20 protein-coding genes and 1 pseudogene are annotated in these 22,665 nt (G+C 64.4%); 4 read left to right on the top strand and 17 right to left on the bottom strand.

The genetic code is table 11. The features are described from left to right. Positions 1–14 precede the first annotated feature (14 nt). From ACVJNE_RS14205 to paaI, 3 genes are all read right to left on the bottom strand, one after another. Positions 15–614 carry a TetR/AcrR family transcriptional regulator gene (locus ACVJNE_RS14205; protein ID WP_499566558.1) on the bottom strand — a complete coding sequence of 200 codons (600 nt, stop codon included), beginning with the start codon at positions 612–614 and terminating at the stop codon, positions 15–17. Further along, positions 614–1,924 (bottom strand): phenylacetate--CoA ligase PaaK, encoded by a 1,311-nt coding sequence (paaK, locus tag ACVJNE_RS14200; protein ID WP_499566556.1) that lies wholly within the window; start codon positions 1,922–1,924, stop codon positions 614–616. Before paaK ends, ACVJNE_RS14205 begins: the two co-directional genes overlap by 1 nt. 215 nt (positions 1,925–2,139) lie before the next feature. After that, the gene (gene paaI / locus ACVJNE_RS14195; RefSeq protein ID WP_499566555.1) at positions 2,140–2,577 is read right to left on the bottom strand and encodes a hydroxyphenylacetyl-CoA thioesterase PaaI; all 438 of its coding nucleotides are present in this window, start codon (positions 2,575–2,577) and stop codon (positions 2,140–2,142) included. Between the two features lie 97 nt (positions 2,578–2,674). Between paaI and ACVJNE_RS14190 the strand changes: the two genes are divergently transcribed. Beyond that, on the top strand, positions 2,675–3,898 hold the full coding sequence (locus ACVJNE_RS14190) for a cytochrome P450 (protein ID WP_499566553.1): 1,224 nt from the start codon (positions 2,675–2,677) through the stop codon (positions 3,896–3,898). Between the two features lie 32 nt (positions 3,899–3,930). Next, positions 3,931–5,961, top strand: coding sequence for a phenylacetic acid degradation bifunctional protein PaaZ (gene paaZ / locus ACVJNE_RS14185; protein ID WP_499566551.1), 2,031 nt, complete (start codon positions 3,931–3,933; stop codon positions 5,959–5,961). A gap of 78 nt (positions 5,962–6,039) precedes the next feature. On the opposite strand, the gene ACVJNE_RS14180 is transcribed toward paaZ, so the two are convergent. From ACVJNE_RS14180 to pobA, 6 genes are all read right to left on the bottom strand, one after another. Further along, positions 6,040–8,007, bottom strand: coding sequence for a methyl-accepting chemotaxis protein (locus ACVJNE_RS14180; RefSeq protein ID WP_499566549.1), 1,968 nt, complete (start codon positions 8,005–8,007; stop codon positions 6,040–6,042). Positions 8,008–8,241: 234 nt separating this feature from the next. Beyond that, positions 8,242–9,312 carry a 3-carboxy-cis,cis-muconate cycloisomerase gene (locus tag ACVJNE_RS14175; protein ID WP_499566547.1) on the bottom strand — a complete coding sequence of 357 codons (1,071 nt, stop codon included), beginning with the start codon at positions 9,310–9,312 and terminating at the stop codon, positions 8,242–8,244. Positions 9,313–9,389: 77 nt separating this feature from the next. Beyond that, complete coding sequence (gene pcaG, locus ACVJNE_RS14170) at positions 9,390–10,004, bottom strand: protocatechuate 3,4-dioxygenase subunit alpha (protein ID WP_499566546.1); 615 nt, start codon at positions 10,002–10,004, stop codon at positions 9,390–9,392. A 2-nt stretch (positions 10,005–10,006) separates the two neighbouring features. Further along, positions 10,007–10,762, bottom strand: coding sequence for a protocatechuate 3,4-dioxygenase subunit beta (gene pcaH, locus ACVJNE_RS14165; RefSeq protein ID WP_499566544.1), 756 nt, complete (start codon positions 10,760–10,762; stop codon positions 10,007–10,009). Beyond that, a complete protein-coding gene (gene pcaC, locus ACVJNE_RS14160; RefSeq protein ID WP_368804350.1) occupies positions 10,759–11,154 on the bottom strand; it encodes a 4-carboxymuconolactone decarboxylase in 396 nt (131 codons plus the stop codon). Before pcaC ends, pcaH begins: the two co-directional genes overlap by 4 nt. A 10-nt stretch (positions 11,155–11,164) precedes the next feature. Then, complete coding sequence (gene pobA, locus ACVJNE_RS14155; protein ID WP_499566542.1) at positions 11,165–12,334, bottom strand: 4-hydroxybenzoate 3-monooxygenase; 1,170 nt, start codon at positions 12,332–12,334, stop codon at positions 11,165–11,167. Between the two features lie 123 nt (positions 12,335–12,457). Between pobA and ACVJNE_RS14150 the strand changes: the two genes are divergently transcribed. Both ACVJNE_RS14150 and ACVJNE_RS14145 read left to right on the top strand, forming a co-directional pair. After that, the gene (locus ACVJNE_RS14150; RefSeq protein WP_499566540.1) at positions 12,458–13,348 is read left to right on the top strand and encodes a helix-turn-helix domain-containing protein; all 891 of its coding nucleotides are present in this window, start codon (positions 12,458–12,460) and stop codon (positions 13,346–13,348) included. Between the two features lie 104 nt (positions 13,349–13,452). After that, positions 13,453–14,106, top strand: coding sequence for a glutathione S-transferase family protein (locus ACVJNE_RS14145; protein ID WP_499566539.1), 654 nt, complete (start codon positions 13,453–13,455; stop codon positions 14,104–14,106). A 36-nt stretch (positions 14,107–14,142) separates the two neighbouring features. Here the strand turns inward: ACVJNE_RS14145 and ACVJNE_RS14140 are convergent, their stop codons facing one another. The 8 genes and pseudogenes from ACVJNE_RS14140 to ACVJNE_RS14105 form a co-directional block, all read right to left on the bottom strand. After that, entirely contained in the window at positions 14,143–15,165 is a 1,023-nt protein-coding gene (locus tag ACVJNE_RS14140) for an LLM class flavin-dependent oxidoreductase (RefSeq protein WP_499566537.1), read from the bottom strand. A gap of 246 nt (positions 15,166–15,411) precedes the next feature. Continuing rightward, complete coding sequence (locus ACVJNE_RS14135; protein WP_499566535.1) at positions 15,412–16,377, bottom strand: ABC transporter substrate-binding protein; 966 nt, start codon at positions 16,375–16,377, stop codon at positions 15,412–15,414. A 22-nt stretch (positions 16,378–16,399) separates the two neighbouring features. Beyond that, positions 16,400–17,236: pseudogene (locus ACVJNE_RS14130) on the bottom strand (ABC transporter permease); the annotation flags it as partial. Between the two features lie 143 nt (positions 17,237–17,379). Further along, entirely contained in the window at positions 17,380–18,258 is an 879-nt protein-coding gene (locus tag ACVJNE_RS14125) for an ABC transporter permease (protein WP_499566533.1), read from the bottom strand. Between the two features lie 178 nt (positions 18,259–18,436). Beyond that, positions 18,437–19,261: an ABC transporter ATP-binding protein gene (locus ACVJNE_RS14120; protein ID WP_499566532.1), complete on the bottom strand. Its 825-nt coding sequence runs from the start codon at positions 19,259–19,261 to the stop codon at positions 18,437–18,439. A 229-nt stretch (positions 19,262–19,490) separates the two neighbouring features. Next, positions 19,491–20,942 (bottom strand): dihydropyrimidinase, encoded by a 1,452-nt coding sequence (gene hydA, locus ACVJNE_RS14115; RefSeq protein ID WP_499566530.1) that lies wholly within the window; start codon positions 20,940–20,942, stop codon positions 19,491–19,493. A 48-nt stretch (positions 20,943–20,990) separates the two neighbouring features. Next, a complete protein-coding gene (locus ACVJNE_RS14110; protein WP_444727519.1) occupies positions 20,991–21,365 on the bottom strand; it encodes a contact-dependent growth inhibition system immunity protein in 375 nt (124 codons plus the stop codon). A gap of 41 nt (positions 21,366–21,406) precedes the next feature. Next, positions 21,407–22,657 (bottom strand): Zn-dependent hydrolase, encoded by a 1,251-nt coding sequence (locus tag ACVJNE_RS14105; protein WP_499566528.1) that lies wholly within the window; start codon positions 22,655–22,657, stop codon positions 21,407–21,409. Positions 22,658–22,665: the final 8 nt, after the last annotated feature.

Raw genomic sequence — 22,665 nt, 5'->3', positions numbered from 1 at the left:
CGCGTGGTGGCAAGTCAGGAGCGCAGCGCCCTCACCCCACCCACCAGCAGGCGCGCCGCCAGCCGCGCATAGTCCTGCCGCCCGACAGGCCCGCCGTCCCGGAACCACATATACGCCCAGTTGACCATGCCGAAGAGGCTCATGGTCACCGGTTTGAGCAGCGGCGTCCCGTCGAACGTCGCCGGGTCGAGAGCATGGACGGCCCGAGCCACGATCTCCACGAGCCGCCGCTCCAGCGCCTTCAGCTGATCCTGCTCCGGGTTGGGCAGCAGGCGCAGGGCGTCGACCTGCACCTTGTGCTCGGCATCGGCGTCGCGATAGGCCTCCAGCAGCGCGCCAACCAGCGCCTCGAGCCTTGCCTCTGGCGGCAGCGCGGGATCGTCCGCCTCCTGCACCGCTTCAACCAGCGCGCTCAAGTGATTCTGCAATATGTCGAAAAGCAGCGCCTCCTTCGAGGCATAGTAGTGATAGAGCAGCGCCTTGGAGACCCCGCACTCGCTGGCCAACCGCGCCATCGAGGCACGGTCGTAGCCGTCGCGCGCGAAGACGATCGCGGCGCGGTGCAGGATCGCGCCACGCTTCTCGTCATGGTCCTTGGCGCGGCTCCGCGCCATCAGCTCTTCGGCCGGTTGTCGACGATCCGCACCGCCTTGCCCTGGCTGCGCGCCACCTTGTCGGGCTCGGTGACGTTGACCTTGACCGACACGCCGACAACCTCCTTGATGCGCATGACGAGATCGGTTGCGCAGGCCGAGCGCGCCTCGCCGGCGGCATGGCTGGCAATGGCCTCCACATGCACGACCATCTCGTCCATCCGCCCCTCGCGCAGGAGCTCGATCTGGAAGTGCGGTGCGAGGCCCGCCACCTTCAGGATCTGCTCCTCGATCTGCGTCGGGAACACGTTCACCCCGCGCAGGATCATCATGTCGTCGGAGCGGCCGGTGATCTTCTCCATGCGCCGCATGGTCCGCGCGGTGCCGGGAAGCAGCCGCGTCAGGTCGCGGGTGCGATAGCGGATGATCGGGAACGCTTCCTTGCTGAGCGATGTGAAGACCAGTTCGCCCTGTGCGCCATCCGGCAGCACCTCGCCGGTCTGCGGATCGATCACCTCCGGATAGAAGTGATCCTCCCAGATGTGCAGTCCATCCTTGGTTTCCACGCATTCGTTGGCGACACCTGGCCCCATCACCTCGGACAGGCCATAGATGTCCACGGCATGCATGTCGAACGCATCCTCGATCTCGGTGCGCATGGCGTTTGTCCACGGCTCGGCGCCGAAGATGCCCACCTGCAGCGGGCTCTTGCGCGGGTCGAGCCCCTGGGCGCGATATTCGTCGAGGATGGAGAGCATGTAGGACGGCGTGACCATGATGGTCGAAGCCTGGAAGTCCTCGATCAGCGTGACCTGTCTCTGCGTCATCCCGCCCGATACCGGCACCACGGTGCAGCCGAGCTTCTCCGCGCCGTAATGCGCACCGAGACCGCCGGTGAACAAGCCGTAGCCATAGGCGATATGGACGATGTCCCCCGGCCGCGTGCCCGAGGCCCGCATCGAACGGGCGACGCATTCGGCCCAGACGTCGATGTCGTTCTTCGTGTAACCGACGACGGTAGGCTTGCCCGTCGTGCCTGACGAGGCATGGATGCGCGCCACCTTCTCGCGCGGAACGGCGAACATGCCGAAGGGGTAGTTGGCCCGCAGGTCGGCCTTCACGGTGAAGGGAAACTTGCCGAGGTCCGATAGCGTCGTGAGGTCGTCGGGATGAACGCCGGCCTCGTCGAAGCTTTTCCGGTAATGCGGCACGTTATCGTAGGCATGACGCAGCGACCACTTCAGCCGATGAAGCTGCAGGGCTGCAATCTCGTCGCGCGAGGAAATCTCGATCGGATCGAGATCTTCCTTTCGTGGCGTCAAATCCTTCATCGTCTCCTCCCGGCGCAACTCATCGCCTGCCTTGCATCGCGCTGCCAACAAAGTGCGTCCTTCGAGGCTCGCTGCGCTCGCACCTCAGGATGAGGACTGTTATGCATCGAGCCCACCGCGAGCGGGTTCGATCAACCCACCTCCCTCATCCTGAGGTGCGAGCAAAGCGAGCCTCGAAGGACGCACCAATTCCTGAAAACGCACGATCCTAAAGGTCATGCCTCTTCCTCGAAATGCCTGCCGTCGATCACGCGCGACGCCCCACGAAATTCGGCGATCACCTTGCCGGCTGCATCGCTCACCGTCACGTCGTAGAGCCCCGAGCGGCCGGCCCGCGTCACTTCCCGCGCAACCGCGGTCAGCCGCTCCCCCAGCTTGCCTGGCCGCAGGAAACTGATCGTGTTGTGCTGTGCCACCGCGAGCTGATTGTAGGAATTGCAGGCGAACGCAAAGGCGCTGTCGGCCAGCGTGAAGATGTAGCCGCCGTGGCAAATGTCGTGGCCGTTGGTATGGTGCTTCTCGACGGTGAACGAGGCGGTCGCCGTGCCCGGCCCGACCGCATCGAGGCTCATGCCAAGCCATTTCGACGCATCGTCCCGCGCCCACATGGCCTGCGCGCTGCGTTGCGCGATTTCCTCTGCCGAAAGCCCCATGCGATCCTCCCTTCGCAGACTGGCGAGGAGACTTGCATAAACCGACCGGCCGGTCAATAATACTAGGGATTGCATCGCGGAGGAGAATTCGGTGCAGATGGACGCAGCAACATCCGACGCCGCGCTGGCGGCGCGTTTCGACATCAACGCTCTGCCACTAGGCTTCGCGGACGACCCCTTCCCTACCTATCGCGCGCTGCTCGAGCACGCGCCGGTCAAGCGTTTCGCCGACGGCTCTGTGATGCTCTCACGCTACGCCGATCTCGACCGCGTCTATCGCGACACCAAGGCGTTCTCGTCCGACAAGAAGGTCGAGTTCCTGCCGAAATTCGGCCAGACACCGCTCTACGAGCATCACACCACCAGCCTGGTCTTCAACGACCCGCCGCTGCATACGCGCGTGCGCAAGATCATGATGGGGGCGCTGACACCGCGCGCCATCTCGGCGATGGAACCGGGCCTGATCGCGCTGGTCGACGGCCTGCTCGACCGCATGGCCCGGAAGAACGACGTCGACCTGATCGAGGATTTCGCCGCAGCCATTCCGATCGAGGTGATCGGCAATCTGTTCGTGATGCCGCACGAGGAGCGTGGGCCTCTGCGCGATTGGTCGCTGGCGATCCTGGGCGCGCTTGAACCCACCTTGACGCCGCAGCAGCAGGAAGCGGGCAATCGCGCCGTCACCGACTTCAAGGCCTATCTGGCCGACCTTGCCGCACGCCGCAGGAAGGAGCCCGGCGATCCGGCGACCGATGTGCTGACCAGGCTCATCAACGGCAATGAAGGCGAGCAGCTTTCCGATGTCGAGCTTCTGCAGAACTGCATCTTCATCCTCAATGCCGGCCACGAGACGACCACGAATCTGATCGGCAACGCGCTGTTCGAGCTGTTGGAATGGCCGGGCGAAAGGCGCCGTCTCGAGGCCGATCCCGGCCTGATCGACACCGCCGTGGACGAGTTCCTGCGCTTCCAGTCGCCGAACCAGCTCGGCAACCGGATGACCACGGAGCCCGTCGAGTTCCACGGCGAGGAGATTGCTGCCGGCACCCGCATCCATCTGTGCATCGGTGCTGCCAATCGCGACCCACGCCAGTATGACGAGCCGGACCGCCTCGACCTCACTCGCAAGCCGAACCGGCACCTTGCCTTCGCGCAGGGGCCGCACCTTTGCGCGGGCTTCTCGCTGGCGCGGATGGAGGGCCGCATCGCAATCTCGCGCTTCCTGCAACGGTTCCCGAACTACAGGCTGGCCGGCAGCCCACAGCGCACCGGCCGCGTCCGCTTCAGGGGCTTTTCGCACCTGCCGGCAGAGGTTGTGTGAATGGAAAGCCGCGTCTCGACAAGGAGTGACAGATGACCATCATCCCCCTTCACAGCTATGCCACGGGCCGCTGGATCGGGCCGGCCGGCAACATCTTGACGCTGCGGAGCGCCGTCACGGGCGAGGCGGTGGCTGAGATCGGTAGCGGCGGGCTCGACTATGCCGGCATGGCCGAACATGCCCGGCGGACAGGCGGCCCCGCCCTGCGGGCCATGACCTTCCACCAGCGCGCAGCGATGCTGAAGGCGCTCGCGCAATATCTGAACGAGCGCCGCGACCCGCTCTACGAGCTCTCCTACGAGACGGGCGCGACCAAGGCAGACTCGATGATCGACATCGACGGCGGCATCGGCACGCTGTTCGTCTATGCCTCCAAGGGCAAGCGCGAGCTGCCGGACGACACGATCTATGTCGATGGCGCGCTTGAGCAGCTTTCGCGCGGCGGCAACTTCCTCGGCCAGCATGTCGCAACCTCGCTGCAGGGCGTCGCCGTCCACATCAACGCCTTCAATTTTCCCGTCTGGGGCATGCTGGAAAAACTGGCGCCCACCCTGCTTGCTGGTGTGCCGGCCATCGTCAAGCCAGCCTCGGCCACTGCCTGGCTCACCGAGGCAGCGTTCCGCATGATGATCGAATCCGCCCTACTGCCGGAAGGTGCCGTGCAACTCATTGCCGGCCCGACCGGCGACCTGCTCGACCGGCTCGGCTGCCAGGACGTGGTGTCCTTCACCGGCTCGGCGGCAACAGCCGGCATGCTGCGCGCCAATCCTCATCTGATCCGAAATTCCGTGCGCTTCATCGCCGAGCAGGATTCGTTGAACGCCTCAATCCTTGGGCCCGATGCGTCCCCCGGCACGCCGGAATTCGACGCCTTCGTCAAGGAAGTGCATCGCGAGATGACGGCCAAGGCCGGCCAGAAATGCACGGCCATGCGCCGGCTTATCGTGCCGGACGAGCACCGCGACGCTGTGATCGAGGCGGTCGCCGACAGGCTGGCGAAAACCGTGATCGGTAACCCGCGCGACGAGGCAACGCGCATGGGCGCATTGGCAAGCCTCGCCCAGCGCGCCGATGTCCGCGAAAAGGTCGAAGCAATCGCCCGCGAGGCGCGCCTCGTGCATGGCGATCCGCGAAAGGTCGACGTCAGCGGAGCCGACGCCGAGAAAGGCGCTTTCATCTCGCCGTTGCTGTTTGCCTGCGACGACCCGGACGGTGCCGAGGGCATCCATGCCGTTGAGGCGTTCGGCCCGGTCTCGATCGTGATGGGCTATCGCGACATCGCTCACGCGGCAGCACTTGCCAATCGCGGCGGCGGCTCGCTTGTGGCCTCGGTGTTCACGCGCGATCCAGCGGTCGCGCGGCAGGTCGTGGAAGTCGCCGGGGCGTTCCACGGCCGGCTCTATTTCGCAAACCGCGACACCGGCAAGGAGGCGACCGGCCACGGCTCCCCCCTGCCCCACATGGTTCATGGCGGGCCGGGACGCGCGGGCGGCGGCGAGGAGATGGGCGGCATTCGTGGCGTCATGCACTACATGCAGCGCACCGCGATCCAGGCGAGTCCTGACCTGATGACCGGCATCACCGGGGGATGGGTGGCAGGCGCGCAGACGCTGGAGAAGGATCGCCATCCGTTCCGGATGCGTTTTCCGGAGCTGGAAATCGGCCATACGCTGTGGACAAAGGGCCGGCAGGTCACGCTTGAGGACATCGAGCATTTTGCCGAGTTCACCGGCGACACCTTCTACGCCCATATGGACGAGGAAGCGGCGAAGGCCAATCCGTTCTTCCCCGGCCGCGTCGCGCACGGCTACCTGATCCTGTCCTTCGCCGCCGGGCTTTTCGTCGATCCCGCGCCCGGACCTGTGCTGGCCAACTACGGCCTAGACAATTTGCGCTTCATGAAGCCGGTTTCGCCCGGCGACAGCCTCAAGGTACGGCTGACGGCGAAGACGAAAACGCGGCGCAACGATGAATATGGCGAAGTGCGCTGGGACGTTACGGTGGTCAATCAGGACGGAGAACAGGTCGCCGGCTACGAACTCCTGACCATGAACGCGATGTAGCCGCACCACGACGAGCAACGTCAATGAAAAAGGGCGGCCCTGGAGCCGCCCTCATTCTTCCCGTATATGCCGTGACCGCTATTCCGCAGCCACCACGCCGCCGAACGCGCCCGCGACGCGCTGGCCGAGCACTCTGGCAGGCGAAGGGACGGAAGCGCTGTAATCGTCCGCCTCGCGCACGCTGGCCCCTCCCTCGACCTTGAAGTGCGAAATGAGCTGGGTAAGGCTGGCGGACTCGCTCGACAGGCGATGCGTTGCCGCCGTCGTCTCTTCCACCATCGCCGCATTGCGCTGGGTGACCTGATCCATCTGGTTCATGGCGGTGTTGATTTCGGAGAGCCCCGTCGACTGCTCGCCGGCGGCGCTCGCAATCGAATGGACATGCTCGTTGATATGCACGACATGCGCCTGGATCGTGTCGAGCGCTTCGCCGGTAGCCGTGACCAGCCGCACGCCGGTGGAGACTTCTTCACCGGACTTGGTGATGAGGTCCTTGATGTCCTTGGCGGCCGTTGCCGAACGCTGGGCGAGCTCACGCACTTCCTGCGCCACCACGGCAAAGCCCCTGCCCGCCTCGCCGGCCCGCGCCGCCTCGACACCCGCATTGAGAGCCAGAAGATTGGTCTGGAAGGCAATCTCATCAATCAGGCTGATGATCTGCCCAATCTCGCCCGATGCCTGCTCAATGCGGCTCATCGCGCTGACGGCCTCGGCCACCACCTTCGTGGACTGCTCGGTAGAGCGACGGGCCTCGTCGACCATCCGGCTTGCCTCCTGCGCACGATCGGTCGACTCGCGCACCGTTGCGGTGATCTCGTCGAGCGCGGCGGAGGTCTCCTCCAGGGAAGCCGCTTGCTGTTCGGTGCGCCGCGACAAGTCGTCGGCAGCCGAGCGCAACTCGACGGTATTGGAACCGATCGTGTCCGAGGTGATCCGAACGTCGCGCAACACACTACGCAGCGTCTGCATGGTGGAATTGACGTTGTGCTGCAGTTCCTCGAACGCGCCCTGGAAATTGCCGGTCATGCTCTGGGTCAGGTCGCCCTCGGCAAGGCTGGCCACCACGCGGCGAACCTCGGCGATGCCCGTGTCGACGCTGGTCACCAGTTCGTTGACGCTTGCAGCGAAACGGTTGAGGTCCGCGTCCTGATAGTCCTTCGTGATGCGTCGATCGAAATTGCCCTGCACGGCGCTGGCAACCACTTCCGCAATGCTGGTCTGCAGGTCGGCGCTCTTGGCCTGAAGGGCTGCTTCCTGGGCATTCAGCTCGCGCACCTTGAGCGCGTTTTGCTTGAATACCTCGACCGCCTTGGCCATCTCGCCGATCTCGTCCTTGCGACCGGCAAACGGAATATCCGCTTCGAGATTGCCTTCGGCGAGCATTTTCATGGTTCCCGTCAGGCCGCGGATCGGGCGGCTGAGCTGTGCGGTGCCGATATAGGCCGCAGCACCCGCGCCGGCGGCAAGCCCCACCAGAACAACGGACCCGATGAGGATCGCCATGCGCGTCTGGAACGAAGCCAGGTCGACCTTCATGTCCGCCAGGATCTGCTGGTCGCGATTGACGACCGCGTCGATTTCGGCCTGAAACGCCTTGCGGTTCGCCCTGTTCTGCTCGTTGTTGCCCTGAATGTTGGCTTCCGCCGGACTCACCTCGGTGCCGAGGCGTGCGGTTTCGGCCCGGAAGGCGCGAAACTCGGCTGAGCGATCCACGACCGCGTTGAAATCCGCAAGCCCTTCGGCGTCGACCAGCGGCCGCCACTGCGCCAGCAGCGCATCCATCTGGTCAAGCCAGCGATGGATGCCCTTGCCGAACTGCTCCGCCTGCTCCGTTGTCTGCGATGCATAGATGCCTCGCGCATCCATCACCACGGCGGTGACCGTGCGGTTGAGGCGTTCGCCGAGATAGGCGCGCTCCGACACGTTTTCCAGCGCGGCCAGGCGCGCATTGTATTCGTTGAGCGTGTAGACGGCCATGCCGCCAATCGCCACCGCGACCAGGCCCATCAGGCCGACGATCGCATAAATCTTGCTACCAATCTTCATGGCAGAACCCCCAATTTCCGGGTCCGTATGGACCCCTGTCGCCCTACCCCGTCATCTGACAGGGAGACACGCATACCCGAGGCCGCGCCATCGGCAAGCGCGCCGACGGCGAGCCGATTTGCCCGTCCGCGCACCACTAATGAGCGCTTTGGTTAAGCTTGATTTAAATTGGAGGAGCCACGCGTGGATTATGCGGCAAAAGCCTGATGACGCTGCGGAATCCCCTTGCAGGGTCTAGCCTCGGGCGCCGGTTTCGCGGAACGCCATGGACATGGCCAGCGCTTCTGCCTTGCGCAGTGCAGAAGCTGTCGCCACCACCATTTGCGGCAGCGTCAGCCACTCCAGCGTCCAGGCCGCACCCGAGCGCTCGTTTTCATGCACCATCGCATGGTGCATGCCGGCAACCAGCGTTGCATTGAACCGGGCGAGCGCCACCAGCGTCTCTGCATCGACAGGATTGACCTTGTGCGGCATGGCGGACGAGCCGCCGCCGGAGGAAAGCTTGACCTCGCCCACCTCCGATTGCGCCATCAGAGCCACATCCTGTCCCATCTTGCCGAGGCTTCCGGTCACGAGCGAAAGCCAGGAGGCAAATGCAACGATCCCGTCGCGTTCACTGTGGCGCGCGCGGGACAGTGCCCGCAGCCCGAGCTTTTCGGCCAGCCGTCGGGTGACGGCTGGTGCCGCGTCGCCAAGCTTCTCCAACGTCCCCGCCGCGCCACCGAAATGCAGGACGCAGACATCGTCGCGAACCGCCGCGAGCCTTTCGCGATGCCGTTCCAGCGGCTCGCGCCAGCTTGCGATCTTGCGCGAGGCGGGCACGGGAATGGCCGACTGCATGCGGGTATGCGCCATCGTCTCGATGGCGCCGTCCCGCGCTTCCAGCCGCATGAGCTGATCGACCACCGCTGCCAGCCGCGCATCGATAATGTCTATCGCATCCTTGAGTCTTATGGCCAGGCTGGTGTCGATAACGTCCTGGCTCGTAGCCCCGAAGTGAATCCGGCTGGCATGGGGCTCCCCCACCACCGCGCGAAGCTGGCGCACCAGTTCCGGCACCACCACGCCATCGCGCGCCACCCCTGCCCGCAGCCCGTCCATTTCGGGTTCGAATGTGTCGAGGGTCGCTGCAATTACGGCTGCCGCATCGCTGTCTATCAGCCCTTCTTCTACCTCGGCTGCAGCAAGTGCCGTCTCGAATGCCAGCATCGCCGCGACATCGGCCTCGACAGAAAAGCATGAGCCGACCTCCTCGTCACCGAGCAGCCCCGAAAGGAATGGATGGTCGAAAGGCGAAACGGTCACGGGTTCTTACCAGCTGGAATGAGATGAATGGGAATGACGGTGCCCCGGCCGGTGTCAACCAACGGCGCTCGAAGCCATCAGATGTCGAAGAAGACGGTTTCCTTGTCGCCCTGCAGATGGATGTCGAAGCGATAGCCGCCTTCGACAGGCTCGGCCACCAGCGTCGGCACCCGCACGCGGTGCTCGATGCGTGCGAGGACCGGGTCCTCGGCATTGGCCGCATCCTCGTCGCCGAAATACATGCGCGTGTGCAGGCCGATATTGATGCCCCGCGCGACGATCCAGAAGGTGACGTGTGGGGCCATCAGCCTGCCATCGGTGAAGGGCACGCGGCCGGGCTTGACCGTCTCGAAACGGAATTCGCCCGACACCATGTCGGTAGCGCAGCGCCCCCAGCCGGTGAAGTTGGGATCCGCCGTACCACGCATCTCCGAGGGCGAGTTGTGGAGCCCTTCGGCGTCGGCCTGCCAGATCTCGACGAGCGCATCCCTCAGCGGGGTCGCGGTGCCGTCGAGCACGCGCCCGGTGATGGCAATGCGTTTCCCGCGCGTCTTGTCGTTGACCATGCTGGAGCCGAGGTCGTGCGGATAGACACCGCTGATTTCGGAAAAGTTCGGCGTCAGCCCGATATGAACGTAGGGACCGGCGGTCTGCGACGCGCTTTCCTTGAAGCGATTGAGCGGCTGGGCCATGGTCAGTTCCCCTCCAGGCGATTTTCGAAGAGCGTGGAGCGGCGACCGCGCAGGACGATGTCGAACTTGTAGGCGCGGCTGTCCATCGGCGTCGTCGCGCTCATGTCGAGTGCTGCCGTCAGATCGGAGATCGCCGCGGGATCGTTGATCGTCTTGACGATCGGGCACAGCGGGATCATCGGGTCGCCCTCGAAATACATCTGGGTGATGAGCCGCTGCGCGAACCCATGCCCGAAGATCGAGAAGTGGATATGCGCCGGGCGCCAGTCGTTGGGACCATTCGGCCATGGATATGGCCCCGGCTGCACGGTCCGCAGGACATAGCCGCCGTCCTCGTCGGTGATCGTGCGTCCGCAGCCGCCGAAATTCGGATCGAGCGGCGCGATATAGCCCTCCTTCTTGTGGCGATAGCGCCCGCCGGCATTGGCCTGCCAGAATTCCAGCAGCGCGCCTGGCACGCCCCTGCCCCGCTCGTCGAGAACGCGGCCATAGACGATGATGCGCGGACCGATGGCGCTCTCACCGGGCTTCGCGAAATTATGGATGAGGTCGTTGTCGAGCGCACCGAGGATATTGTGGCCGAAGACCGGACCCGTGATTTCCGACAGCGTGTTGTCGAGCGACAGCAGCGCCTTCTGCGGCGAACGCAGCACGGAGGTCTTGTACCAGGGCGTATAGGCTTGCGGATGCCACTCGCGGTCGCGCTGGAAGAATGCGCCCGTTTCCGGCTTGCGGTTCGAGAGCATGCCCTCGCTCATTTGCCCTTCTCCTTGTCCATCTCGTCCAGCACGTGCTTGACGACCTTGATCGCGTGGTTGGCGCGCGGCACGCCGGCATAGATCGCAACGTGCAGCATGACTTCCAGGATGTCGTCACGCGTGGCGCCGGTGTTGGCCGTGGCGCGCGTGTGCAGCGCCAGTTCCTCGAAATTGCCGAGGCCGGCCAGAAGCGCCAGCGTCATCATCGAGCGCTCGCGCCGGGTGATCGTGTCGCGCGACCACACATGCCCCCACGCGGCCTCGGTGATGAGTTCCTGGAACGGCGCATCAAACGCCGTCTTTGCGGCCTCTGCGCGGTCGACGTGGGCGTCGCCCAGCACCGCCCGGCGTGTCGCCATGCCCTGTTCGTGCCGTTTCGATTTTTCGTTCATTGGTTGATCCTCAATAAGGCAGGCCGACATAGTTCTCGGCAAGCGACGTGGACGCGGCGCGCGAACCTGTCAGATATTCCAGTTCGGCCTCCTGTATGCGCTGCCCAAACGCCCCCATATCCGGAAAGCGGTGGAGCGTGTTCGTCATCCACCAGGAAAAGCGCTCAGCTTTCCAGACCCTCGCCAGCGCCCGGGCCGAATATCCATCGATCCCGGCGGCGGACTGCTCTGCATAGTACTCCTGCAATGCGTCGAACAGGTAGCGCACGTCGCTTGCGGCGAGGTTGAGCCCCTTGGCGCCCGTCGGCGGCACGATATGCCCGGCATCGCCGACCAGGAACAGGCGCCCGAACCGCAGCGGCTCAGCTACGAAGGAGCGCAACGGCGCGATGGATTTCTCGATCGACGGGCCGGTCGTCATCGCTTCGGCGGTCTCCGCCGGCAGCCGCGAACGGATTTCGTCCCAGAAGCGGTCGTCGGACCAAGCCTCGACCCTGTCGTCCAGCGCACACTGGACGTAATAGCGGCTGCGCGTGGCCGAGCGCATTGAGCACAGCGCGAAGCCACGCCGGTGGTTGGAATAGATCAACTCGTGGCTGACGGGCGGCACATCGGCCACGATGCCCAGCCAGCCGAACGGATAGACACGCTCGAACGTCTCCAGCCCCTCGCCTTCAACCGCCTTGCGGGAAGGGCCGTGATAGCCGTCGCAGCCCGCGATGAAATCGCAGCCGAGCCGGTGCTCGACGCCATCCTTGCTGTACGTGACATAGGGCCGTTCGCCATCGAAATCGTGCGGCTGCACATCGGCCGCCTCATAGATGCTGATGCCGCCAGCCGCCGCGCGCCTGTCCATCAGGTCGCGCGTCACCTCGGTCTGGCCGTAGACGATAACGTGCTTGCCGGTCAGTCCGTGCAGGTCGATCCGGTGATGCTTCCCGGAAAATGTGAGATCGAAACCGTCATGCGGCAGGCCTTCGCGACGCATCCGCTCACCCGCGCCTGCCTCGTCGAGCAGGCCGGCCATGCCTTCTTCCAGCACGCCGGCCCGGATACGGCCGAGAACGTAGTCCTTACTCACCCGCTCCAGAATGACGTTGTCGATACCTGCATTGGTGAGAAGCTGCCCGAGCAACAGCCCGGCCGGGCCGGAGCCGATGATGACAACCTGCGTGCGCATGCTGGCGTTCCTCCCCGGCTGGCTCCGCTTGCAGCCTGTATACTGCCCGACCGCCGGACCTCCCAACAATGGACAATTCGGGCAATCGATTGCACTATCCGAACATCACTGCCGGAGCGAGATATGACCAACGCGGTCCCCTCATATCGCCTTTATCGTGAGAAATCAGGAGAATCGGGAGACTTCTGGATTCACAGCGAAACGATCCCTGAGCGTACGCACCTGCACAATTGGGAGATTTCCCGGCATCGGCACGACTCCTTCTTCCAGATATTCCTGCTGACGGCCGGCAGCGGCGAGATCGTGGGTGCAAATGACCTGCGGCATTTCGAGGCTCCCTGCGTTTTGTTCATCCCCGCGGGGGCGGTGCACGGTTTCCGCTTTTCCCGCGAGATCGACGGGCTGGTCCTGACCGCGCTCGGCGACCGGCTCGCCTCCCTTGCCGCGGCGGACCGGCGGATCGCGGCGTTCGCGACGACGAGCCAGGTGGTTTCGCTGCGACCTAAGGACGACAACGCCGGCCTGCTGATCGAAAGCGTGCGCCGGCTTCACGCCGAGCTTCACGGACGCGCAGCCGGGCGGCTCCTGCTTCTCGAGCCGCTCATGACGACGGCGATCGTCGCGCTGGTTCGCGCCGGTACGCTATCGACGGTACAGGGTGACGCTTCCGCTACCGAAGACCGGATCGAGACGCTGACAACGCTGATCGCCGCGCACTGCCGCGAGCACCGGCCTGTGACGTTCTATGCGCAATCCATCGGCGTCTCGGCAGCCCATCTCAACCGGCTTGCGCGCGCCGCCACCGGGCTTTCGGTGCAGGAACTGGCGGCTCGCCAGTTGATGGAAGCGGCCCGGCGCGACCTGATCTTCACGCCGACCCCAGTGCAGGCAATTGCCTATTCGCTCGGCTTTGCAGACCCCGCCTATTTCAATCGCTTCTTTCGACGTCACGCAGGCCAAACCCCGGGAGCGTTTCGCGAGGTTGAGAGACGAAAGCTCCTCGTCGCGGCGTGATCGCCGACGACTTGGAATGTAGATGGAAAAATCGCCGACGATGTCGGATGACGAACCTCGTCTGCGTCCTTCGGTCTCAAGATGCAAAGAGCTGGAGATTAACGATGAAGCCCATCATCACTGCATTCGAGCGGTCGCCAGATCGCGGCAAGGGTCTGGCGCGCGACATGCGCGTTCGCTGGGCGCTGGAAGAGGTCGGCCAGCCCTATGACGTCCGCCTCGTGTCGTTCGCGGAGATGAAGCAACCCGCGCATCTCGCGCTTCATCCTTTCGGGCAGATTCCAACCTACGAGCAGGGCGAGCTTGCCCTGTTCGAGTCGGGAGCGATCGTATTCCATATAGCGGAGCAACACGCTGGTCTGCTGCCGAGAGACCCCGACGCCCGGGCGCGCGCGGTTACCTGGATGTTCGCCGCGCTCAATACGGTGGAGCCGCCGATCTTTGACCGCAGCCTCGCAATGATCCTCGAACGCGACGAACCCTGGTACGAGCAGCGCCTGCGCTCTCTGGATAGCGGTATCCGCAAGCGTTTGGATGGGCTTTCCGCACGCCTTGGCGATTCCGACTGGCTCGACGGTGCGTTCAGCGCCGGCGACCTGCTGATGGTGACGGTGCTGCTGAGGCTGAAGGCATCGTCGGATATGCTGGACGACTATCCCAACCTTGCCGCCTATGTCGTGCGCGGCGAAGCCAGGCCTGCCTACAAACGCGCTTTCGCCGACCAGCTTGCCGTCTTCACCGCCGCGTCGGCCGGCTGACCTTCAAGCCGGCCGGCGACGCGACGGATCGCTTGGCTAGCGCCAGCCAAGGCCCGGCGCGACGTGCTTGACGATCGCTTCGATCACATGCGCGTTGTAGTCGACGCCGAGCTGGTTCGGCACCGTCAGCAGCAGCGTGTCAGCCTCGGCGATCGCGTCGTCCTCACGCAACTGCTCGATGAGCACATCGGGCTCTGCCGCATAGGTACGCCCGAAGACGGCGCGCTTCTCCGGCTCGATGTAGCCGAAATGATCGGTGCTCTCGCCGCCACGGCCGAAATAGGCCCGGTCCATGTCGTTGACCAGCGCAAAGATCGAGCGGCTGACGGAAACGCGCGGCGTGCGCTCGTGTCCCGCCGCCTTCCATGCCTCGCGATAGGCGCGGATCTGCTTGGCCTGCTGCACATGAAGCGGCTCGCCGGTCTCGTCGAACTTGAGCGTCGAGCTTTGCAGGTTCATGCCGAGCTTGGCCGCCCACACCGCCGTGGCATCTGTCGCTGCGCCCCACCAGATGCGGTCGCGCAAGCCTTCCGAATGCGGCTCGAGCCGCAAGAGGCCGGGCGGGTTCGGGAACATCGGCGACGGGTTCGGCTGCGCGAAACCCTTGCCCTTCAAAAGCTCGAAGAACATCTCCGCATTGGCGCGCGCCATATCCGCATCGGTCTCGCCATCGCGCGGGGCGTAGCCGAAATAGCGCCAGCCATCGATCACCTGCTCGGGCGAACCCCGGCTGATGCCGAGCTGAAGCCGTCCGCCGGCGATCAGGTCCGCCGCGCCTGCATCCTCCGCCATGTAGAGCGGGTTCTCGTAGCGCATGTCGATGACGGCGGTGCCGATCTCGATCCGGCTGGTCTTTGCGCCGACGGCGGCCAGAAGCGGGAACGGCGAGCCGAGCTGACGCGCGAAATGATGCACGCGGAAATAGGAGCCATCCGCGCCCAGTTCCTCCGCAGCCACCGCGAGGTCGATCGATTGAAGCAACGCATCAGACGCACTCCGCGTGCCGGACTGCGGCGACGGCGACCAGTGGCCGAACGAGAGAAAGCCGATGTTTTTCATGGGAGCATCCCGAAAGCTGGAAGGATTGGGTTGCCGCACAGGTAGGTCCTTTGCGCCGGGCGCTCAAGCCGCCCCGCGGGGCGTGTGATGCACACAATGTCTTCGCAGCGGTGACAATGGCGGAAGGGCTGGCCTCCACCGGAGCACGGCATCGAAGCGCACGCTAGCCAGCCGTGCGTCCGCCATGCGCAGCAATGAGAAAGGGGCGGTCGCCCGCCCCTTCCCATGTTTCATGTCCCGTCCCGATCACATCGCGTCGGTGATCTCCGTCGTGTAGGCGCCTTCCGGCTCCTTCTCGATGATCTTCTGGTCGAGCAGCGCCTTGGCGGTGCGCTCGTAGGCTTCCGGGATCAGCTTCGCGTCCGGCGTGTCGATCAGCTTGGCGACCTCGCTCATCATCCGCACCTGGTGGTTCTCGTCCTGCCCGCCATTGTCCATGACGATGCCGCCAGCCTCTTCCGGATTGGCGATCGCGTATTCCCAGCCCTTCATCGAGGCGCGTACGAAGCGGACCATCTTGTCCTTGAACGCCTCGTCGGCGAGCTTGTCCTCGAGCACGTAGAGCCCGTCCTCGAGCAGGTCGTTGCCCATCTCGGTATAGTTGAAGACGGTCAGGTCCTCGGGCTTGTAGCCGGCGTCGATGAGCTGCCAGTACTCGTTGTAGGTCATCACCGAGATGCAGTCGGCCTGCTTCTGGATCAGCGGCTGCACATCGAAGGACTGCTTGAGCACGGTGACGCCGCCCTCCCCGCCTTCGGTCGAATAGCCGAGCTTGTTCATCCAGGCATAGAACGGATATTCGTTGCCGAAGAACCAGACGCCGAGCGTGTGGCCGGGGAAGTCCGCTTCCGTCTTGATCGGGCCGTCGGCCGGGCAGACGAGCTGCATGCCCGCCTTCTTGTAGGGCTGGGCGATGTTGACCAGCGGCACGCCCTTCTCGCGGGCTGAAAGTGCAGCCGCCATCCAGGTGACGATCACGTCAGCGCCGCCGCCGGCGATCACCTGCTCCGGCGCGATGTCCGGCCCGCCCGGCTTGATGGTGACGTCGAGGTCTTCTTCTTCGTAGAAGCCCTTGTCCAGCGCCACGAAATAGCCGGCGAACTGGGCCTGCGCGACCCACTTGAGCTGCAGCGTCACCGCGTCTGCGGCCCAGGCCTGCGCGGCGGCCAGCGACATCGCGCCGGCCATCATCGATACGAGATATTTCTTCATCTTTTTTACCCTCTGGATTGGCCTACCCACCACGGATAGACGGATGCCAAAACGTGACGGCTCTTTCTGCGAGAGCGATCACGCCATAAAAGACGGAACCCGCGAGCGCCGCAACCGCGATTTCCGCCCAGACCATGTCGACATTCATGCGGCCCACCTCGGTCGAAATGCGGAACCCCATGCCCACGACAGGCGTGCCGAAGAACTCGGCAACGATGGCGCCGATCAGCGCCAGCGTCGAATTGATCTTGAGAGCATTGAAAATGAACGGCATGGCCGCGGGCAGCCGCAGCTTGAACAGCGTCTGCCAATAGCTCGACGCATAGGTGCGCATCAGATCGCGCTCCATGTGGCCGGCAGCCGTGAGCCCTGCAACCGTGTTCACCAGCATCGGGAAGAAGGTCATCACCACGACGACGGCGGCCTTGGACTGCCAGTCGAAGCCGAACCACATCACCATGATCGGTGCGATGCCGATGATCGGCAGCGCCGAGACCATGTTGCCGATGGGCAGCAGGCCGCGCCGCAGGAACAGGAACCGGTCCGCGAGGATCGCGACAACGAAGCCCGCTGCACAGCCCATCGCATAGCCCGCGAAAACCGCCTTGAAGATCGTCTGGTTGACGTCTGCTGCCAGCACCGGCAGCGAATTGACGAGGCGCACGCCAATGGCCGATGGCGGCGGCAGGAGCACGAAGGGAACGTTGAAGGCGCGCACCAGCACTTCCCATAGGAAGAGCAGCACCACGCCGAACGACAGCGCCACGAAGCCGTTACGCAGCAGGCTGAGCGTACGATCCTGCAACGAAAGCGCCGAAAGCCGCGAATTGACCCACCATGCCAGAAGCCAGACCGCAATGGCCGCACCCAGAATGGCTGGGCGGTAGTCGACCGCGTATTTGGGGACGCCGAGGGCGTTGAGAACAAAGGCGGCCAGCGCCAGTGCGACCGTGAGACCGGCCAATGCGGGCCAGAGCGACGGATTACGGGCAGCAGCGGTACTCATGCCGGACGCCCTCCCATCGCGCGCTCGGTGAGCCGGCCGGCAAGCCCGACCAGGCTGACGAGAATGACGGCTACCACGGAGCCGGCAAGAAGTGCGGAGAACATGTCGATCGTCTGGCTGTAATAGGAGCCGTTGAGCAGCTTGGCGCCGATGCCCGCGACCGCGCCGGTCGGCAGTTCGCCGACGATGGCGCCGACGAGGCTGGCCGCAACCGCGACCTTCATGGATGCGAAGAGATAAGGCACTGAGGCCGGAACCCTGAGCTTCCAGAAGACCTGTGTGCTGCTGGCGTTATAGGTGCGCATCAGGTCGAGATGCAGCATGTCGGGCGAGCGCAGCCCCTTCACCATGCCCACGGCCACGGGAAAGAACGACAGATAGGTCGAGATCAGCGCCTTGGGGATCAGCCCTGTAACACCGATCGCCGCGAGCACCACGATGATCATCGGTGCGAGCGCCAGGATCGGGATCGTCTGCGAGGCAATGATCCACGGCATCAGAGAGCGGTCGAGCGTCGCCACATGCACGATGCCGACGGCGATCGCGATGCCCAGCGCCGTGCCGAGCGCGAAGCCCGCCAGCGTCGACGAAAGCGTCACCCATGCATGATAGACGAGGCTGCGCGCCGACGTGACCTTGCGCAGGAACGTATTCTCGAAAAAGTTGACCGCCACCTGATGCGGCGCCGGCAGTGTCGGCTTCGGCTGGGTCATCGTCTTGACGACGAATTCCGAAAACGTCGGCGTCTCGCCTCCCCGCCGGTCCAGATCCCGCTGGAACGGCGCGTTCATGAGATACGCCCCGACATACCAGATCGCCACGATACCAAGCAGGATCGCGGTGACGGGAACGATCTTGTCGCGCAGGCGGTCCATTCAGTTGCCCCCCGGCACAAGCGCCCTTCCTAGCCCCCATGGAATGGGGGAGAGGTGGCTTGCGAAGCAAGCCGGAGAGGGGGAGCAACGGAAAACGGAGCCCCCCTCTCCGCCTCGCGTTGCTCGGCACCTCTCCCCCACTTCGCGGGGGCGAGGAACCAGGGCGGCAATACCTCGCCTAATCCTCATAGGAATGCCCTGCCCTCAGACCGTCGCGCACGCGGGCGGCGATTGCCAGGAATTCCGGCGTCTCGCGGATGTCGAGCGGGCGCTCGCGCGGCAGCGTCGAGTCGATCACGTCGGTTACGCGACCCGGCCGCGGCGACATCACCACGATCTTGGTCGACAGATAGACCGCCTCGGGGATCGAATGCGTGACGAAGCAGATCGTCTTGTTCGTGCGGTCCCACAGTTGCAGGAGCTGCTCGTTGAGATGGTCACGCACGATTTCGTCCAGCGCGCCGAACGGTTCGTCCATCAAGAGCAGGTCGGCATCGAAGGCCAGCGCGCGGGCGATCGAGGCGCGCTGCTGCATGCCGCCGGAAAGCTGCCACGGAAACTTCTTCTCGAAGCCGGTGAGATTGACGAGATCGAGCGTGCGCGCGATGCGTTGCGCGACCTCGGCCTTGGGGTAGCCCATGATCTCCAGCGGCAGCGCCACGTTGCGCTCGATGGTGCGCCAAGGAAACAGGCCCGCGGCCTGAAAGACATAGCCGTAGGCGCGCTGCCGCCGCGCCTCCTCCGGACTCATGCCGTTGACGGTGATGCGCCCCGCTGTCGGCTGCTCCAGGTCGGCAATCACACGGAGGAACGTGGTCTTGCCGCAGCCCGACGGCCCGATAAAGGACACGAACTCGCCCTTGCCGATGGCGAGTTCGACATTCGACAGGGCATGGACCGGCCCGTCGCCGGTTTCGAAGGTTAGCCCCAGGCCGGTCGCCTCGATAACGGGGGCAGTTACGGTTGCGGTGGCTTGCTGTGTCGGGGTGGCGAGTGCGTTCATCGGGGGTCCGTTTCCGCGCCGCGTCCCGGCACGCCCCCCTCTGTCCTGCCGGACATCTCCCCCACAGGTGGGGAGATCAATCGGCCGCGAAGATTTCGCCATTCATCAGCGTTCCAGAAGAAGCGACGAGCTTGAGCCTGCCGATCTCCCCCCTTGTGGGGGAGATGTCCGGCAGGACAGAGGGGGGCAACGTAGGGCGCCCAACCAATCACGATCTGCATGGACCCGCTCAAACGCCGCTCGCCGGAATGCCGGTCCGCTCGATCTTGCGGGGCGCAACGACTTCCTTCCACGTCGACAGCGCCTTATTGACAGCCATGTGGGGCTCGCGGGCAACGAACTGGCCGTGCCCGGGCTTGGCCTCGACCTTGCCGTCGTTCACGGCAAGGTCACCGCGCGTGAAGACGAAGCGCGGCAGACCCTTCACCTCGATGCCCTCGAACACGTTGTAGTCGATCACCGACTGCTGCGCCTCGGACGAGATCGTCTTGGTCTTCTCCGGGTCCCACACGATGATGTCGGCGTCCGCCCCTTCAAGGATCGCGCCCTTCTGCGGGTACATGTTGAGGATCTTGGCGATATTGGTCGAAGTCACCGCAACGAACTCGTTGGGCGTAAGCCGGCCGGTGTTGACACCCTTGGTCCACAGCACGGGCAGCCGGTCCTCCAAACCGCCCGTGCCGTTGGGGATCTTGGTGAAATCGCCGACACCGAAGCGCTTCTGCTCGCTTGTAAACGCGCAGTGGTCGGTCGCCACCACCTGCAGCGAACCGGCAGAGAGCCCCGCCCACAGCGAATCCTGATGTTGCTTGTTGCGGAAAGGCGGGCTCATCACGCGGCGCGCGGCATGGTCCCAGTCCTTGTCGAAATACTCCGTCTCGTCGAGCACGAGATGCTGGATCAGCGGCTCGCCAAAGACGCGCATGCCTTTCTGGCGCGCGCGGCGGATGGCCTCGTGGCTCTGCTCGCAGGAGGTGTGCACGACATAGAGCGGCACGCCGGCCATATCGGCGATCATAATGGCGCGGTTGGTAGCCTCGCCCTCGACCTCGGGCGGGCGCGAATAGGCGTGGCCTTCCGGCCCGTTATTGCCCTCGGCCAGCAGCTTCTGCGAAAGCTGCGCCACCACGTCGCCGTTCTCGGCGTGGACGAGCGGCAGCGCGCCGAGCTCGGCGCAGCGCTGGAACGACGAGAACATCTCGTCGTCGTCGACCATCAGCGCGCCCTTGTAGGCCATGAAGTGCTTGAAAGAGGTAATGCCGCGCTTCACCACCTCCGGCATCTCGTTGAACACCTGCTCGCCCCACCAGGTGATCGCCATGTGGAAAGAATAGTCGCAGGCAGCGCGCGTCGACTTGTTGTCCCACATCTGGATCGCTTCCAGCAGCGACTGGCCGGGCGACGGCAGGCAGAAATCCACCACCATGGTGGTGCCGCCCGAAAGCGCCGCGCGCGTGCCGCTCTCGAAATCGTCGGCGGAGTAAGTGCCCATGAAGGGCATCTCGAGATGGGTGTGCGGATCGATGCCGCCCGGCATCACGTAGCAGCCGGTGGCGTCGAATTCATGGTCGCCATGCAGGTCGTTGCCGATAGCGACGATCTTGCCGTCTTTCACCAGCACATCGGCCTTCCAGGTCCGGTCGGCGGTGACAATGGTTCCGTTTCTGATGACTTTTGTCATTCTGTCGTTCCCCTATTCCTAGCGCCACGAATGGCGATATCTGTCAGTTCATAGCTTAGCACCGAACGGATTGTTCGCCATGAACCCGGCACGTTCCTTGTTCACCTGATCGACCTTTTGGTCGAAGTCGCGGAGGATCGAATCCAGCCGCACCCAGTGGTCAGGATGTTCTCTCCAATACGATGCGGGCAGGCGCTGACACGATGCCAGCAGGTCTCCCTCATACAAATCCCCGCTAGCCAGGATATCCAGCTCAAGGATATCCAGTGCACGGGGTAACAGCATGTCTATGGCTATACCCTGTCCAAGCAAGAGCCTCATCGTCTCGACAGTCTGATCTTTAAGCGGAAGAGCCAACGCAGCTTCGCACCTTTCGATCAGCGGCGTTTTGAAAGGCGGCGCCGCATCGGTCCAACCTATCACCTGCTTCAAGGGACGTTCCCCTTCGAACGTCAAGCCTGCGCTCACTCCACGATCTCCGCCGTCTCGACCACCGCATGGAACAGAACGTCGGCACCGGCCGCTGCCCATTCCTTGCTGATTTCCTCGGCCTCGTTGTGCGAAAGCCCGTCAACACACGGGCACATCACCATGGCCGTCGGCGCCACGCGGTTGATCCAGCAGGCGTCGTGGCCGGCGCCGGAGACGATGTCGCGATGGGAATAGCCGAGACGTTCGGCGGCATCGCGAATGGCTTTTACGCAGCCTTCATCGAAGGTGACGGGATCGAAGTGGCCGACGGCCTCGACCTCGAAGCCGATATCCAGCGCCTCGGCGATGGTAGCGATGCCGTCCTCGATGCGCGCGCGCATCTCGTTCAGCACATTCTCGTGCGGCGTGCGGATGTCGATGGTGAAGACCACCTTGCCGGGTATCACGTTGCGCGAATTGGGATAGACCTCGACATGGCCGATCGCGCCGACGGCGTCCGGCTGGTAGTCCATCGCCACCTCGTGCACCAGCTCGGTGACGCGCGCCATGCCGAGGCCCGCATTGCGGCGCTTGGGCATCGGCGTCGAGCCGGTGTGCGCGTCCTTGCCGGTCAGCGTCACCTGCAGCCACCAGAGCCCCTGCCCGTGGGTGACGACGCCGATGTCGATATCCTCGTCCTCGAGGATCGGCCCCTGCTCGATATGCAGCTCGAAGAATGCCTTCATCGGGCGGCCACCGACGTCTTCGTCACCCTTCCAGCCGATGCGCTCCAGCTCGTCGCCGAAGCGCAGGCCCTTGGCGTCCTTGCGATCGTATGCCCATTCGAGATCGTGCTCGCCGGCAAAGACGCCCGACGCCAGCATGGCCGGCGCGAAGCGCGTGCCCTCCTCGTTGGTCCAGTTGGTGACGACGATCGGGTGCCTCGTCTTGATGCCGAGATCGTTGAGCGTGCGGATCACTTCCAGCCCGCCGAGCACGCCCAGCACGCCGTCATACTTTCCACCGGTGGGCTGGGTGTCGAGATGCGAGCCGACATAGACCGGCGGCAGGTCCGGATCCGTTCCCTCGCGGCGGGCGAACATGGTGCCCATCTTGTCGACGCCGGTCGTCAGGCCGGCAGCGTCGCACCACTTCTTGAAGAGATGGCGGCCTTCGCCGTCCTCGTCGGTCAGCGTCTGCCTGTTGTTGCCGCCGGCAACCCCGGGCCCGATCTTCGCCATCTCCATCAGCGAATCCCACAGGCGGTCGGGGTTGATGCGCAGATTCTCGCCGGGTGCGGCCATCGGCAGTA

The organism is Mesorhizobium sp. DxT (assembly GCF_058448885.1).
The sequence above is the reverse complement of the archived record's forward strand: the minus strand, read 5'-3'. Positions and strand labels throughout refer to the sequence as shown.

Excerpts from the sequence above, each read along its gene's own strand:
- ACVJNE_RS14205 (WP_499566558.1), bottom strand. The coding sequence starts at position 614 with ATGGCGCGGAGCCGCGCCAAGGACCATGACGAGAAGCGTGGCGCGATC.
- ACVJNE_RS14180 (WP_499566549.1), bottom strand. The coding sequence starts at position 8,007 with ATGAAGATTGGTAGCAAGATTTATGCGATCGTCGGCCTGATGGGCCTG.
- ACVJNE_RS14135 (WP_499566535.1), bottom strand. The coding sequence starts at position 16,377 with ATGAAGAAATATCTCGTATCGATGATGGCCGGCGCGATGTCGCTGGCC.
- ACVJNE_RS14105 (WP_499566528.1), bottom strand. The coding sequence starts at position 22,657 with ATGGCCGCACCCGGCGAGAATCTGCGCATCAACCCCGACCGCCTGTGG.
- ACVJNE_RS14190 (WP_499566553.1), top strand. The coding sequence starts at position 2,675 with ATGGACGCAGCAACATCCGACGCCGCGCTGGCGGCGCGTTTCGACATC.
- pcaG (WP_499566546.1), bottom strand. The coding sequence starts at position 10,004 with ATGGCCCAGCCGCTCAATCGCTTCAAGGAAAGCGCGTCGCAGACCGCC.
- paaZ (WP_499566551.1), top strand. The coding sequence starts at position 3,931 with ATGACCATCATCCCCCTTCACAGCTATGCCACGGGCCGCTGGATCGGG.
- paaI (WP_499566555.1), bottom strand. The coding sequence starts at position 2,577 with ATGGGGCTTTCGGCAGAGGAAATCGCGCAACGCAGCGCGCAGGCCATG.
- ACVJNE_RS14125 (WP_499566533.1), bottom strand. The coding sequence starts at position 18,258 with ATGGACCGCCTGCGCGACAAGATCGTTCCCGTCACCGCGATCCTGCTT.
- ACVJNE_RS14145 (WP_499566539.1), top strand. The coding sequence starts at position 13,453 with ATGAAGCCCATCATCACTGCATTCGAGCGGTCGCCAGATCGCGGCAAG.
- pcaC (WP_368804350.1), bottom strand. The coding sequence starts at position 11,154 with ATGAACGAAAAATCGAAACGGCACGAACAGGGCATGGCGACACGCCGG.
- ACVJNE_RS14150 (WP_499566540.1), top strand. The coding sequence starts at position 12,458 with ATGACCAACGCGGTCCCCTCATATCGCCTTTATCGTGAGAAATCAGGA.
- paaK (WP_499566556.1), bottom strand. The coding sequence starts at position 1,924 with ATGAAGGATTTGACGCCACGAAAGGAAGATCTCGATCCGATCGAGATT.
- ACVJNE_RS14120 (WP_499566532.1), bottom strand. The coding sequence starts at position 19,261 with ATGAACGCACTCGCCACCCCGACACAGCAAGCCACCGCAACCGTAACT.
- hydA (WP_499566530.1), bottom strand. The coding sequence starts at position 20,942 with ATGACAAAAGTCATCAGAAACGGAACCATTGTCACCGCCGACCGGACC.
- ACVJNE_RS14140 (WP_499566537.1), bottom strand. The coding sequence starts at position 15,165 with ATGAAAAACATCGGCTTTCTCTCGTTCGGCCACTGGTCGCCGTCGCCG.
- pcaH (WP_499566544.1), bottom strand. The coding sequence starts at position 10,762 with ATGAGCGAGGGCATGCTCTCGAACCGCAAGCCGGAAACGGGCGCATTC.
- pobA (WP_499566542.1), bottom strand. The coding sequence starts at position 12,334 with ATGCGCACGCAGGTTGTCATCATCGGCTCCGGCCCGGCCGGGCTGTTG.